Below are 13030 nucleotides of genomic sequence, written 5' to 3'. Positions count from 1 at the left end.
GTTGCGCGTCTGACACAAAAATGTCATCCCGCTGACGCAGACTTGGCAGCGAAAATAACCGGGTTGTCTCACTGATAAGGATGCTGAAGAATGAAACACTTACCTCTGCTGACGGTTTCACTGCTGGCTTCGCTGATTGCCACCTCCGCGGTGGCAGATGTTACAACATACAATAGAGCAGCAACTGGCGATTTGACGCAGCATGGTGGCGCGCGTCGGCTGAGCAGCGATCAGACTGAGGCGCTGAAAGCCTCGCTGAGTAATCAGACGGCGAAAAATGTCATTTTACTGATCGGCGACGGCATGGGTGACTCTGAGATCACCGCGGCACGTAACCTTGCAGTGGGAGCAGGCGGCTTTTTTGCCGGTATTGATGCGCTTCCGCTTACCGGGCAGTACACGCACTATTCGCTGGATAAAAAAACGCATAAACCCTCTTACGTCACTGACTCTGCCGCGTCCGCCACCGCGTGGGCTACAGGCACCAAATCCTATAACGGGGCGATTGGCGTCGACGTCAATGGCAAGGATCAAATCACGCTGCTTGAGCTGGCTAAAGCGGCCGGCAAAGCAACGGGTAATGTCTCTACTGCCGAACTGCAGGATGCTACGCCAGCGGCACTGATGGCGCATGTTACCTCACGCAAATGCTACGGCCCGGAGAAAACCAGCGAACTCTGCCCGGGCAACGCCTTAGAGCAGGGCGGCCGCGGCTCAATTACCGAGCAAATGCTGCTGACCCGGCCGGATGTGGTCCTGGGCGGCGGTGCAAAGAGCTTTAACGAGGTGGCTAAAGCAGGCGACTATAAAGGCAAAACGCTGTATGAGCAGGCGCAGGCGCGCGGCTATCAGCTGGTAGAAAACCTGGACGCAATGAACGCGGTACAGCAGGCCACCCAGCAGCAGCCTCTGCTGGGGCTGTTTGCGCCGGGCAATATGCCGGTGCGCTGGCAGGGTCCCAAAGCCAGTTATCATGGCAACATCGATAAACCGGTGGTGACCTGTGAGGTTAATCAGGATCGTCCGGCATCGGTGCCGACGCTGGCGCAGATGACAACAAAAGCGATCGACCTGCTGAGCAAAAATGAGAAAGGGTTCTTCCTGCAGGTCGAGGGCGCTTCAATCGATAAACAGGATCACGCGGCTAATCCGTGCGGCCAGATTGGCGAAACGGTCGATCTCGACGAAGCGGTCCAGGTGGCGCTGGCCTATGCCCGCGAACATGGCGATACGCTGGTGGTGGTCACCGCCGACCACGCGCACAGCAGTCAGATTGTTGAGAACGGCACCAAAGCGCCGGGCCTGACCCAGGCGCTGAACACGAAAGATGGTGCGGTAATGACCATCAGCTACGGCAACTCGGAAGAGGATTCGCAGGAGCATACCGGTGCTCAGCTGCGCATTGCTGCTTACGGACCGCACGCGGCAAACGTGGTGGGGCTGACCGATCAGACCGATCTGTTCTTCACGCTAAAAAATGCGCTGGCGCTTAAATAAGCGGATAGCAGACAGAAAAAATCCACGCTGCGGCGTGGATTTTTGTTATTACCGGAGCAGTATCACCCCAGCACTTTGCTGAGAAACGCCTGAGTACGCGGATTTTGCGGCCGGGTGAACAGCACATCCGGCGTGTCCAGCTCCTGAATGATCCCCTGATCCATAAACATCACGCGATCTGCCACTTCGCGCGCAAACCCCATTTCATGCGTGACAATCACCATGGTCATGCCTTCCTGCGCCAGCATTTTCATGACGCTCAGCACCTCGCCGACCAGCTCAGGGTCGAGCGCGGAGGTCGGCTCATCGAACAGCATGATCTCCGGCTCCATCGCCAGCGCCCGTGCAATAGCAACGCGCTGCTGCTGGCCGCCGGATAAGCTGTTTGGCCAGGCGTGCATCTTATCGGTTAAGCCCACCTTCTCCAGCAGCGCTTTAGCCTGCTCTGTGGCCTGCTGGCGCGACAGTTTGCGCACATCCATCGGCGCCATAATCAGGTTTTCCAGCACGGTCATGTGCGGGAACAGATTGAAGCGCTGAAACACCATACCCACGTGTTGACGCAGCGTATTGATGCGGGTTTTGGGATCCTGTACCTCAAATCCGTTCACCACCACGCGACCGCCGTCAATGCTTTCAAGCCCGTTCAGGCAGCGCAGGAAGGTGCTTTTACCGGAGCCGGACGGACCGATAACGCACAATACTTCCTGCGCCGGAATGTCACAGCTGATGCCGTTCAGCACCTGGTTTTCACCAAAGTTTTTCTGCAAGTTTTCAACGTGGATCACTTTTGCCAAACCTCTTTTCCATGTAACGAACCAGCAGCGACAGCAGGAAGGTGAATACCCAGTACACCAGCGAAATCACCAGATAGGGCTCCCAGTAAGTCGCATAGGCGCCTGAAACCGTACGGGCAGCATACGCCAGATCGGCGAGGCCGATCGCTGACGCCAGCGATGAATCCTTAACAATAGCGATCGCGTTGTTGCCGAGCGGCGGCAGCATGCGGCGAAACGCCTGCGGCAGGATCACTCTGCGCATAGTGCGACCATATGGCATGCCGAGCGATCGCGACGCTTCCATCTGGCCGCGATCGATCGACTGGATCCCGGCGCGAAAAATCTCTGATACGTAAGCGCCTGCATTAAGAGTGATGGCCACAACGCAGGAAAGAAAAGCGCCATAGTTGGCGCGCAGCTCGCGGGCAAACTCTGCCGGCATAATGCCGTTCGCCACCAGCACGCCGTCGCGCGGATTGATAAATAGCGGGATCAGCGCAAAGTGCACGACCATAATCTGCACGAACAGCGGCGTGCCGCGAAAAGCGCTGATATAGATGCGCACCGGCCACTGAATGCCGTAATGCAGTATATATTTCCACGGGCCGTGCGGCGCCGACGCCAGGCGGCCTAAGCCGAGCGTCAGGCCCCACAGGGTGCCCGTGATCACACAGATAAGCGTGCATTTGAGGGTCATCATCGCGCCGTCGATAAACAGCGGCATATATTCCCCGATGATTTCCCAGCGGAAGCCAGTCATAAAAACGTCCTTATTGTGCCGCGCGAGCGCGCGGCGACGGGAAAATTACTGCGCGGGAAGAGCAGGAACGTTGCTGTCGAACCAGGTCGCGTAAATTTTCGCATAGGTGCCGTCGGCAATGATTTTTTGCAGGCCGGCGTTGATCTTGCTGCGTAATTCATCGTTGCCTTTTGCTACCGCGATGCCGAAATACTGGCGCTCAAACTTGTTATCAGAAACCAGTTTGAACTGCTTTTCCGGATGCGTTTTTATGTAGTATTTCACCACGCCAACATCCCCCACGGCCGCGCCAATACCATCTTCATACAGCTCCTGCAGCATCAGCGGCGTATTATCAAAACGTTTAATCGCCGTGCTGTTTTTGCCCAGCACATCGGAGACCACGATATCGCCGGTACTGGAGTTCACCACGCCTACGTTCAGGTTCTTCAGCGACGCCAGTGACGATACGCTGGCGGTTTCCGGTACCACAATAGCCTGTTCAGCCGGGAAGTAGGGCGCGGAGAAATCCACCATCTGTTTGCGCTTATCGGTGATGGTAATGCCGGAGATAATGATGTCGCGATCGCCCGAATTGAGTGTGGCAAAGATGCCTTCCCACGGGGTATTGACCAGCTTAATATCAAAATTTTCCGCTTTGGCGACGGCCTTGATAATGTCGATATCAAACCCTTCCAGCTGCTTCTGCGCGTTTTCAAATTCGAACGGACGGTAAGTGCCGCCAGAGCCGACAACATAGGTAACGGCCTGCGCCGCCGTGGCTGACAGTGCCAGCACTAAGCCCAGCAGGGCTGAACGGGTAAACATAGTGATTCTCCTGGAGAAGGGACAAGATGCGTAATTTATGCAAATTTAATGCATAAAAATACACATTGCTGCATGCTCTGGCAAGCGGAATAGTCAGCGCTGAGGACAATATTCATCAAAGCGTGAAGGGGGGCATCCGCCCGTTGTGGCACAGTGCGGAACGCAGGAGAGCAGCGCGTCCGGCCGCAGGTCACGCTTTGCGCAATGGCGCACAGATAATGCGCATGGCAATCGCGCTGGCGAGAGGAAACAGCGCCAGCAGTAGCCACGGCAGCCGTGCCGCCTCTGAGGGTTCGCGCGCCTGTTCCAGCACGCCTCCCAGCAGGACGTTACCCAGCAACACCGCAACGCCACCGGCAGTGGCCAGGGCGCCATAGTGCGCGCCTAGCGATGACGGCTCCGCAAACCACGGCACCAGGTCTTTTGCCGCCGGCACCAGCAGCATCTGTCCCAGCGTCAGCAGCGTGACAAAAGCTGCTGCGGGCAGCAGGCGTAGCCAGCCCGCGGCCGGAGTAGCATCAGCACACAGCGCCACGCTGAGAAATGCCACGGTAATCATCGCAAAGCCCCACGGCACAACCCGCGCCGCGCCGGTGTGGCGGGCGAGACGCGCCAGCGGCAGCTGCAGCGTAATGATCAGCAGCGAGGCCAGCATAAACAGCGGCGCCAGATCGCTCTCCTGACCGCCGGCGCGCTGGATCTCCACCGGCAAGGCCAGATAGAGCTGGTTATAGCTCAGCAGCCAGCTGCTGTAAGCGATAATAAATGCTACAAAGCGCGGCTGGTGAAAGGTGCGCCACCACGGCACGATCTGCAGCGAAGCGCGGCGTACTGGCGCGGCGGGCAGGGTGAAAAAGAGCACAATCATCGCCAGCACAAATACCGCCGCGCCGGCATAGGCGATCTGGCGAAAACCGTAGCCGGTCAGCAGCGCGCCCGCGGCCGGACCGATAACGGCACCCAGTTCACCGCAGACGGCAAACAGGGCGAACCACTCTGCCCGGCTGCGTTTACCTTCAGCTTCACTCTGCGTACCCGCTTTCGCCAGCAGCGCTTCAATAGAGGGCGAAAACAGCGCGCCGCCAATACCGGTCAGACAGGCACCCATGATAACCGGCGTTAAAGATTCACCGCCTGCCAGCAGCAGATAGCCGCTGATACGCACCATGCAGCCTGCCAGCACCACACGCCGGGCACCAAAGCGATCGGAGAGCGCGCCGCCGAGCAGAAACATACCCTGCTGACAGAAGGTGCGCAGTCCCAGTATCAGCCCGACAAGCGTGCCGGAGAGCGCCAGATCGTCGCGCAAAAAAATGGCCAGGAAAGGCACCACGGCGTAAAAGCCAAGGTTGAAAATAAACTGGCAGCCCGGCAGCAGAGGCAGCCAGAGCCGCGTGGCGGGCCGGGGCACAGACATGAAGGTTTCCGTCAGGCGATATAGTGAATGTGTTTACCGCTGTGGTAAGGGGAGTTTTCAATTTTTGCCCGCACGCGGAAAACATCCCACAGCAGATCCTCATTCAGAATCGCCTGCGGCGTGCCGGTGGCAACAATCTCTCCCTGCTGCATCACAATCAGCGTATCGCAAAACATCGAGGCGTGATTGAGATCGTGTATTGCGACGATGCTGGTCACCGGCAGTTCGCTGATCAGTTTCATTAACTGCATCTGATGATGAATATCGAGGTGGTTGGTCGGCTCGTCCAGCAGAATTTCGCTCGGCATCTGCGCCAGCGCCCGCGCAATATGCACCCGCTGCCGCTCACCCCCGGAGAGGCTCTGCCAGCCCTGTTCACTTTTCTCTACCATATCCACGCGCTGCAGCGCCGCCAGCACCGCGGCGTCATCCTGCGCACTCCAGCTGGAGAAAGGGGAGTGATGCGGAATACGCCCCAGTTTCACCACGTCGCGCACGCGCATATTGGCCTCCGTCATCCCGTGCTGCTCAACAAAGGCCACCCGGCGCGCCAGCGCTTTTTTGGCGATAAAGCGGATATCGTTGCCATCCAGCGTGACCTGTCCTGCATGCGGACGCCGCAGGCCCGCCAGCACGCGCAGCAGCGACGATTTACCGGAGCCGTTTGGCCCCAGCAGGCCCACGGTCTCTCCGCGCGCTACGTTCAGCGAGACATCATTAACAATGACTTTCCTGCCCACTTTCCACGTAATATTTTCAGCGCAAATACTCATGGTTTATTTCCTGAGCGGTAAATGATGATGGCGAAGAAAGGAACGCCGACCAGCGCAGTAACCACGCCTACCGGCAGGCTTTGCGGCGCAATCAGCAGGCGCGAGGCGATATCCGCCAGCACCATCAGAATCGCTCCCGCCAGCGCGCACGCGAGCAGCAGGGTGCGATGCAGCGGGCCGAAGAAAAAGCGCATCACGTGCGGCACAACCAGGCCGACAAAGCCGATCGAGCCGGCCATGCTGACAATGGTGGCGGTGATCAGTGCGGTAGTGGTAAACAGGATCAGGCGCACCCGCGGTACGGCGATACCCAGCGACGCGGCGGCATCATCACCAAAGGTAAACGCATCCAGCGCGCGCGCGTACCAGAGACAGATCGCCAGCCCCAGCAGCACCACAATCAGCACCAGCTGAAATTCCGGCCAGCGCACGCCGCTAAAACTGCCCAGTAACCAGAACATCACGTCACGCGCCTGCTGGGCGCTGGCTGACGTGCTGATGGTGTAGGCGGTCACGGCATTAAACAGCTGAGAGGCCGCGACGCCGGCGAGGATGGTGCGTTCATTGCCGCTGCGCGCGCCCTTAGTGAGAAAAGCGACAAACGCAAACGCGGCAAAGGCGCCGGCAAACGCCCCCGCCGAGAGCGAAACAGCGCCGGTGCCGAGACCCAGAATAACAATGGCCACCGCGCCGGTAGAGGCGCCCGCCGATACGCCCAGCACGTAAGGCTCCGCCAGCGCGTTTTTCAGCAGGCTCTGCAGCACCGCGCCGCAGATGGCGAGACCCGCGCCGCAGCAGGCGGCAACCAGCGCCCGGCTAAGCCGAAAGTCCCAGATCACGCTCTCATAAATTCGATTGAGCGGCTCTGCCGTCAGGCCCAGACGATTGCTGAACGCGTAAAACACGCTTCTGAGCGGCACCGGGAGTTCGCCCACGCTGATCCCCAGCGCAATGACCAGGGTCAGAAGCAGCAGCGCCGCTACTGTGGTCACGCTGAGCATCAGCGTCTGCCGCACGGCGGTAACAGCGGAGGGCATTAATTCAGCCCCAGCTTACGCAGCTGCTCTGCCACCTGCTCCGCGCCGTAGATGGTGCGGATAGTCGGGTTCATCGCCTGGCCATCCATGACCACGATATGCCCTTTTTTCACCGCATCCAGCTGGCTTACCGCCGGGTCGCTCTTAAGGAATTTAATCTTCTCTTCGGCGCTGTCCAGCGTCCAGCGGTTACGATCGAGGCTGGAGACAACAATCACATCCGGGTTGGCAGCAATAATGCTCTCCCAGCCCACGGTAGGCCACTCGGTCTCGGTAGTAATGGCGTTATGCCCGCCCAGCACGCTGGCAATGAAACCGGAAGCGCTGTTTTTGCCGCCCACATAGGCGTCTGCCGCAGGGGAGGAGCTGGAGAACCAGAAGACAAAAGAGAGGTTACGCTTGTTTTTACTGAAGGTTTCACGCAGTGCGGCTTCACGCTGTCTGAAATCCGCAATCAGCGCCTGACCGCGATCTTCCACATTGAAGATACGTGAGAAATCGTCAATCTCTTGATACAGATAAGTCATGTCCCACAATTTCTGACGACTGCCGTACATATCACCCGCGCCTTTTTTGGTGGCGCACATGCCGGGCGACATATAGCTGTTCAGCCCCAGCGTGGCAAAATCTTCACGCTTTGCGACCTTGCTTTCCGGACCGAGCAGCAGCGGCGCCTGCGCCGGTACAAAGTCCGGGTTCTGCGCCAGAATCGATTCCAGCGTCGGGATCTCCACGGTCAGCGTTTTGATTCCGGCGTTCTGCTTCGCCAGCTGCGGCAGCACTTTTGTCGGCCAGAAAGCGCTGGCAACAATCTTATCCTGCAGCCCGAGCAGCAGCAGGATCTCCGTGGTGTTCTGTCCCAGCGCAACCACGCGCTCCGGCGCCTTGGTAAACGTCTCTTTATAGCCACAGTTTTCGATGGTCAGCGGGTAGGGGGCAGCAGCGACTTGACTGGCGGCAGTAAACAGTAAAGCAAATGCACAAATGACGTTTTTCATCTAACCCTTTCTCGTTTAAAAACGCTGATCCGTAAAGTTTATGCCCGCGATAATAATGATAATGAATTACATTATCAATGGTTGGCTATCGCCGGTGACTGCCTGACGGTAATGGCATAAGCCGCCATAAAAAAATCCACGCCGGAGCGTGGATTTGAAAGCAGTTGCTTAGCTTCGCGAGATTAACGGTGATCCCGCGAACCAGCCGGGGTCATCAGACGTTGAACAGGAAGTTCATCACATCGCCATCTTTAACGATGTACTCTTTGCCTTCGGAACGCATTTTGCCCGCTTCTTTGGCACCCTGCTCACCTTTATAGGTGATGAAGTCATCAAAGGCGATGGTTTGCGCACGGATAAAACCTTTTTCAAAATCGGTGTGAATTTTACCGGCGGCCTGTGGGGCAGTGGCGCCTACCGGGATGGTCCAGGCGCGCACTTCTTTAACGCCAGCGGTGAAGTAAGTCTGCAGGTTCAGCAGCGCGTAACCGGCGCGGATCACGCGGTTCAGACCTGGCTCTTCCAGACCCAGCTCAGCCATAAACTCATCGCGCTCTTCATCATCCAGCTCAGCGATGTCAGATTCAACGGCAGCACACACCGGCACCACTACCGAGCCTTCTGCTTCAGCAATAGCGCGTACCTGGTCAAGGTACGGGTTGTTCTCAAAGCCATCTTCATTGACGTTGGCGATGTACATGGTGGGCTTCAGCGTCAGGAAGCTCAGGTAGCGAATAGCGGCTTTTTCATCAGCGTCCAGCTTCAGGGCACGCAGCATACCGGCGTTTTCCAGGTGTGGCAGGCACTTCTCCAGCGCAGCCAGCTCCGCTTTCGCGTCTTTATCACCGCCTTTGGCTTTTTTCTGGCAGCGCTGGATGGCGCGCTCACAGGTATCAAGGTCAGAAAGCGCCAGCTCAGTATTGATGATATCAATATCCTCCGCCGGGTTAACTTTGCCTGAGACGTGAATAATGTTCTCATTCTCAAAGCAGCGCACTACGTGACCAATCGCTTCAGTTTCACGGATGTTGGTCAGGAACTGGTTGCCGAGGCCTTCGCCTTTCGATGCGCCTTTTACCAGTCCGGCAATATCCACGAACTCCATGGTGGTAGGCACCACGCGCTGGGGTTTAACAATCTCGCTCAGCTGATCGAGGCGCAGATCGGGCATCGGTACTACGCCAGTGTTTGGCTCGATGGTGCAGAACGGAAAGTTCGCTGCTTCGATACCCGCTTTGGTCAGCGCGTTAAACAGGGTAGATTTACCAACGTTTGGCAGGCCCACGATACCGCATTTAAATCCCATGATCTGATTACCTTTCTCACTGAGGGTGGCACACCGCCGGGCGGTACGCCTGATTCAAAAAATTTCGCGCATTATACACAGAATTGCCCGGCGCGGCGCGGGAATTGCCTTAGCCCGCTTTGAAAGCGTGCAGACGATTCATCGCTTTAATCTTATCCTCTTTCAGCCATAGCTCCGTGCAGCGCACCGCTTCATCAACCGCGTCATCAATCAGCTTCTGCTCGCTGGCCGGCGGTTTCCCCAGCACAAATCCGGTCACCTTGTTGCGATCGCCAGGATGACCGATACCTACGCGTAAACGGTGAAAATTATTGTTGTTACCCAGCTTGCTGATAATGTCTTTCAGGCCGTTATGCCCGCCGTGCCCGCCGCCCTGTTTAAATTTGGCAACGCCCGGCGGCAGATCCATCTCATCATGCGCCACCAGAATCTCTTCAGGCGTAATGCGGTAAAACGTGGCCATTGCCGCCACCGCTTTACCACTGAGATTCATATAGGTGGTCGGCACCAGCAGCCGCACATCATTCCCGGCCAGAGCCAGGCGCGCCGTATAGCCAAAGAATTTAGGCTCCTCTTTTAGCGCCTGATTATGGCGGCTGGCCAGCAGATCCAGATACCACGCGCCGGCGTTATGACGCGTCGCCGCATATTCGGCACCGGGATTTGCCAGTCCCACAATCAGTTTAATGCTGCTCACAATAGTTATCCTGTTCTCCTGCAGAAAGGTGGCTAGTTTACTGTCTGCTGAGAGGGATGACAAAGATTGTCAGGCAAAAGTAGTGTCAGAGTGTGATTAGTCAATTTCTATATAAAACAAGATGCTGCAGGTAAATTTTTGTCATTTGCACATTGTGTTGTGTGATCCTGGGCGCAAAATGTCCCGCTATCATTGCCTAAACTTATGACAGGTTAACGTTATGTGCGGTTTTTTACTTTGCTCATAAGGATGGAGGTGATTCATGAAACGTCATCAATGCCGCGTTATAGGCAATAGCCTGATGTGTCTGGGACTGCTGACCATGGTTGCAGGCGTCGCCTCATCCGTGATCAATCAGCTGCCGTCAGTGAATATGCCGCCTCTGCTGGCCAGTGGAGCCATGTTTGGCATCTTTATCGGGGCGCTGTTGTGGCTGGCGGGCGCCCGTGTCAGTGGCCGCGAGAAGATTGAAGATCGTTACTACTGGCATCGTCACCATGGTGACGTCCGCTGTCGCCGTAACCATACGCCACATTAAATCGCCACTTCAGTAACCGGCTGTGGCCGGGCAATGTAGCACTCTGTCCGGTTGCGGCCGTGGGCTTTCGCGCGATAGAGCGCTTCATCAGCCAGCGCCAGCAGCGCCGGAAACTGACTGACGGTCGGATCGGCCGGCGCATAGCCAATGCTGACGGTATAACCGATGCCGGCCGGCTGCGACCGCTGCGTTGCCACGCGAATAGCTTCGCACACGCGCTGCACCTGTGCACTGTCGCCTGTCACCAGCGCGGCAAACTCCTCGCCGCCAAGTCGGGCGAAATAGCTCTCTGCCGGCATTTGCGCCTCAGCTATCTGACAAAAGTCGATTAACACCCGGTCACCCTGCAGGTGGCCGTAGCGGTCGTTAATACTCTTAAAATGGTCAAGATCGAACAGCACCGCGCTAAACCCGGCGGCAGAGGAGATTCTGACCCGCCGCCGCAGCACATTATCCGCCTGCTCAAACAGCGCGCGCCGGTTCCATGTGCCGGTCAGCGGATCGCGCAGTGACGCCAGCCTGTGCGCCACCTGCGACCGTTCATTCACCATCGCCAGCAGGGTAAAGGTCAGGCCAATCACAAACAGAATCGACTCAAGGATCACGTAAATCGAGAAACCCGAGCCGCCAATGGCGCCCGGCAGGCGGCTGGCCACGGCGTCATCGAGAAAAATCCGCGCAAGATGAAAGCCGAGATGGATCCACAGCAGCGTCTGCGCAGGCCAGAACGTCACTTTCAGCATGCTGCGCGCGCGCCACAGCAGAGTGATAAACGCTGCGGTGTAGAGTATGCAGAGCAGGCAGAGCACCAGCACCCGCAGTGGCTGACTGTGATAGAAATCGGGCAGCAGGCAAAGCAGCGCCCAGAGCAGCGCGCCACCGGGCCACAGCAGGCCAGCGGGTCGTTTACAGAAAGTACGAAATGCGCACAGCAGCGTACCATAAGCCAGCATAACTATGACATTGCCCAGCGCAACCGGAAGAAACTGCAGGCCGGCACTGCGCAGGCTGCTGAGAAACACCGCGCACAGCGTCAGGATCAGGGTCAGCGTGGTAAAGCCCAGCACGCGATCGTACTGAGCGCCGACCCAGGCAAATATCATAATGATGCTCAGAAACCCCAGCACATAAAGCTCGCAAACAAACAGCGTATAAATATCGAGCATCATGGCAGTGGGCGTTCCCGGAAAAAAGTGGCGCTGAAAATAACACTATTTCCGGGGCTGCTGAAGTGCCGGACAGCGCGAAAGTGAAAAAGAGCAGAAGGCAGGGGAAATAGTGCACAGACTAAAAATTTATAGGGCGAAGCGCGCGGGAAAAAGCAGCTTCAGCAAGGCAGGAGGAAGCGGATAAGCATAAAAAACCGGGCGCGAGGCCCGGTTAAGCGTGAACAATTAATGTTCAAACATAGCAGAGATAGATTCTTCGTTACTGATACGACGAATAGCTTCAGCCAGCATGCCGGAAAGCGTCAGCGTGCGCACGTTTGGCAGCGCTTTCATCTCTTCCGAGAGCGGGATGGTATCGCAAACAATTACTTCATCAATCACGGACTTGCGCAGATTCTCAACCGCGTTGCCTGAGAAGATAGGGTGGGTGGCATACGCGAATACGCGCTTGGCACCACGCTCTTTCAGTGCTTCAGCCGCTTTGCACAGCGTACCGCCGGTGTCGATCATATCGTCGACCAGCACGCAGTCACGGCCTGCGACATCACCAATAATATGCATAACCTGAGAAACATTCGCGCGCGGGCGACGTTTGTCGATGATAGCCATATCCGTGTCATTGAGCAGTTTGGCAATCGCGCGGGCGCGCACCACACCACCAATATCCGGGGAAACCACGATAGGGTTTTCCAGGCCAAGCTGCAGCATATCTTCCAGCAGAATCGGGCTGCCGAAGACGTTGTCTACCGGCACATCAAAGAAGCCCTGAATCTGTTCGGCATGCAGATCAACGGTCAGCACGCGATCCACGCCGACGCTGGAGAGAAAGTCAGCCACCACTTTAGCGGTGATCGGTACACGCGCTGAGCGCACGCGGCGATCCTGACGGGCATAACCGAAATAGGGGATAACAGCGGTAATTCGACCAGCAGAAGCCCGACGCAGCGCGTCGACCATCACAACCAGCTCCATCAGATTATCGTTGGTGGGGGCACAGGTGGACTGGATGATGAAAATATCGCCACCGCGTACATTTTCGTTAATCTGTACACTTACTTCGCCGTCGCTGAAACGACCGACAGCGGCGTCTCCGAGGCTGGTGTAAAGGCGGTTGGCAATACGTTGTGCTAGTTCCGGGGTGGCGTTACCAGCAAATAGCTTCATATCAGGCACGAGAAGAACCTCAGGCTTGGACGTCCAGAGAATGAACCGCTCAAACATAACCGGCGAATATGTTTGAGCCTGTTCATAC

At 57.0% G+C, this 13030-nt stretch carries 13 protein-coding genes; 2 read left to right on the top strand and 11 right to left on the bottom strand.

Going from position 1 to position 13030, the window contains the following annotated elements; translation table 11 throughout:
- Positions 1–90 precede the first annotated feature (90 nt).
- Positions 91–1497 carry an alkaline phosphatase gene (gene phoA, locus F3J39_RS05940; protein WP_094111049.1) on the top strand — a complete coding sequence of 469 codons (1407 nt, stop codon included), beginning with the start codon at positions 91–93 and terminating at the stop codon, positions 1495–1497.
- Positions 1498–1559: 62 nt separating this feature from the next.
- Here phoA and F3J39_RS05935 read toward each other — a convergent pair whose 3' ends face one another.
- From F3J39_RS05935 to pth, 9 genes are all read right to left on the bottom strand, one after another.
- Positions 1560–2285 (bottom strand): amino acid ABC transporter ATP-binding protein, encoded by a 726-nt coding sequence (locus tag F3J39_RS05935; protein ID WP_094111097.1) that lies wholly within the window; start codon positions 2283–2285, stop codon positions 1560–1562.
- Complete coding sequence (locus tag F3J39_RS05930; protein WP_039384993.1) at positions 2272–3036, bottom strand: amino acid ABC transporter permease; 765 nt, start codon at positions 3034–3036, stop codon at positions 2272–2274. Before F3J39_RS05930 ends, F3J39_RS05935 begins: the two co-directional genes overlap by 14 nt.
- A 45-nt stretch (positions 3037–3081) precedes the next feature.
- Positions 3082–3843, bottom strand: a complete 762-nt coding sequence (locus F3J39_RS05925; RefSeq protein WP_071668910.1) for a basic amino acid ABC transporter substrate-binding protein — start codon at positions 3841–3843, stop codon at positions 3082–3084.
- A 190-nt stretch (positions 3844–4033) separates the two neighbouring features.
- Positions 4034–5260: an MFS transporter gene (locus F3J39_RS05920; RefSeq protein ID WP_166713932.1), complete on the bottom strand. Its 1227-nt coding sequence runs from the start codon at positions 5258–5260 to the stop codon at positions 4034–4036.
- A gap of 11 nt (positions 5261–5271) precedes the next feature.
- Positions 5272–6033, bottom strand: coding sequence for an ABC transporter ATP-binding protein (locus F3J39_RS05915; RefSeq protein WP_039384982.1), 762 nt, complete (start codon positions 6031–6033; stop codon positions 5272–5274).
- Positions 6030–7070, bottom strand: a complete 1041-nt coding sequence (locus F3J39_RS05910) for an iron chelate uptake ABC transporter family permease subunit (protein WP_166713931.1) — start codon at positions 7068–7070, stop codon at positions 6030–6032. The genes F3J39_RS05915 and F3J39_RS05910 overlap by 4 nt, the downstream gene beginning before the upstream one ends.
- The gene (locus F3J39_RS05905) at positions 7070–8068 is read right to left on the bottom strand and encodes an ABC transporter substrate-binding protein (RefSeq protein ID WP_039384973.1); all 999 of its coding nucleotides are present in this window, start codon (positions 8066–8068) and stop codon (positions 7070–7072) included. The genes F3J39_RS05910 and F3J39_RS05905 overlap by 1 nt, the downstream gene beginning before the upstream one ends.
- 214 nt (positions 8069–8282) lie before the next feature.
- Positions 8283–9374, bottom strand: coding sequence for a redox-regulated ATPase YchF (ychF, locus tag F3J39_RS05900; protein ID WP_039384969.1), 1092 nt, complete (start codon positions 9372–9374; stop codon positions 8283–8285).
- A 109-nt stretch (positions 9375–9483) separates the two neighbouring features.
- On the bottom strand, positions 9484–10071 hold the full coding sequence (gene pth / locus F3J39_RS05895; RefSeq protein WP_039384967.1) for an aminoacyl-tRNA hydrolase: 588 nt from the start codon (positions 10069–10071) through the stop codon (positions 9484–9486).
- Positions 10072–10333: 262 nt separating this feature from the next.
- Here pth and ychH point away from each other — a divergent pair, with 262 nt between their 5' ends.
- Positions 10334–10609, top strand: a complete 276-nt coding sequence (gene ychH, locus F3J39_RS05890; RefSeq protein WP_071668907.1) for a stress-induced protein YchH — start codon at positions 10334–10336, stop codon at positions 10607–10609.
- Here ychH and F3J39_RS05885 read toward each other — a convergent pair.
- On the bottom strand, positions 10606–11778 hold the full coding sequence (locus F3J39_RS05885) for a GGDEF domain-containing protein (RefSeq protein ID WP_108569403.1): 1173 nt from the start codon (positions 11776–11778) through the stop codon (positions 10606–10608). The genes ychH and F3J39_RS05885 overlap by 4 nt on opposite strands.
- A gap of 225 nt (positions 11779–12003) precedes the next feature.
- The gene (gene prs, locus F3J39_RS05880) at positions 12004–12951 is read right to left on the bottom strand and encodes a ribose-phosphate diphosphokinase (RefSeq protein WP_104085358.1); all 948 of its coding nucleotides are present in this window, start codon (positions 12949–12951) and stop codon (positions 12004–12006) included.
- Between the last annotated feature and the right edge of the window lie 79 nt (positions 12952–13030).

Origin of the sequence: Pantoea sp. Acro-807 (assembly GCF_011752675.1) — a bacterium.
GTDB classification, from domain to species: Bacteria; Pseudomonadota; Gammaproteobacteria; order Enterobacterales; family Enterobacteriaceae; genus Pantoea; species Pantoea eucrina.
The sequence above is the reverse complement of the archived record's forward strand: the minus strand, read 5'-3'. Positions and strand labels throughout refer to the sequence as shown.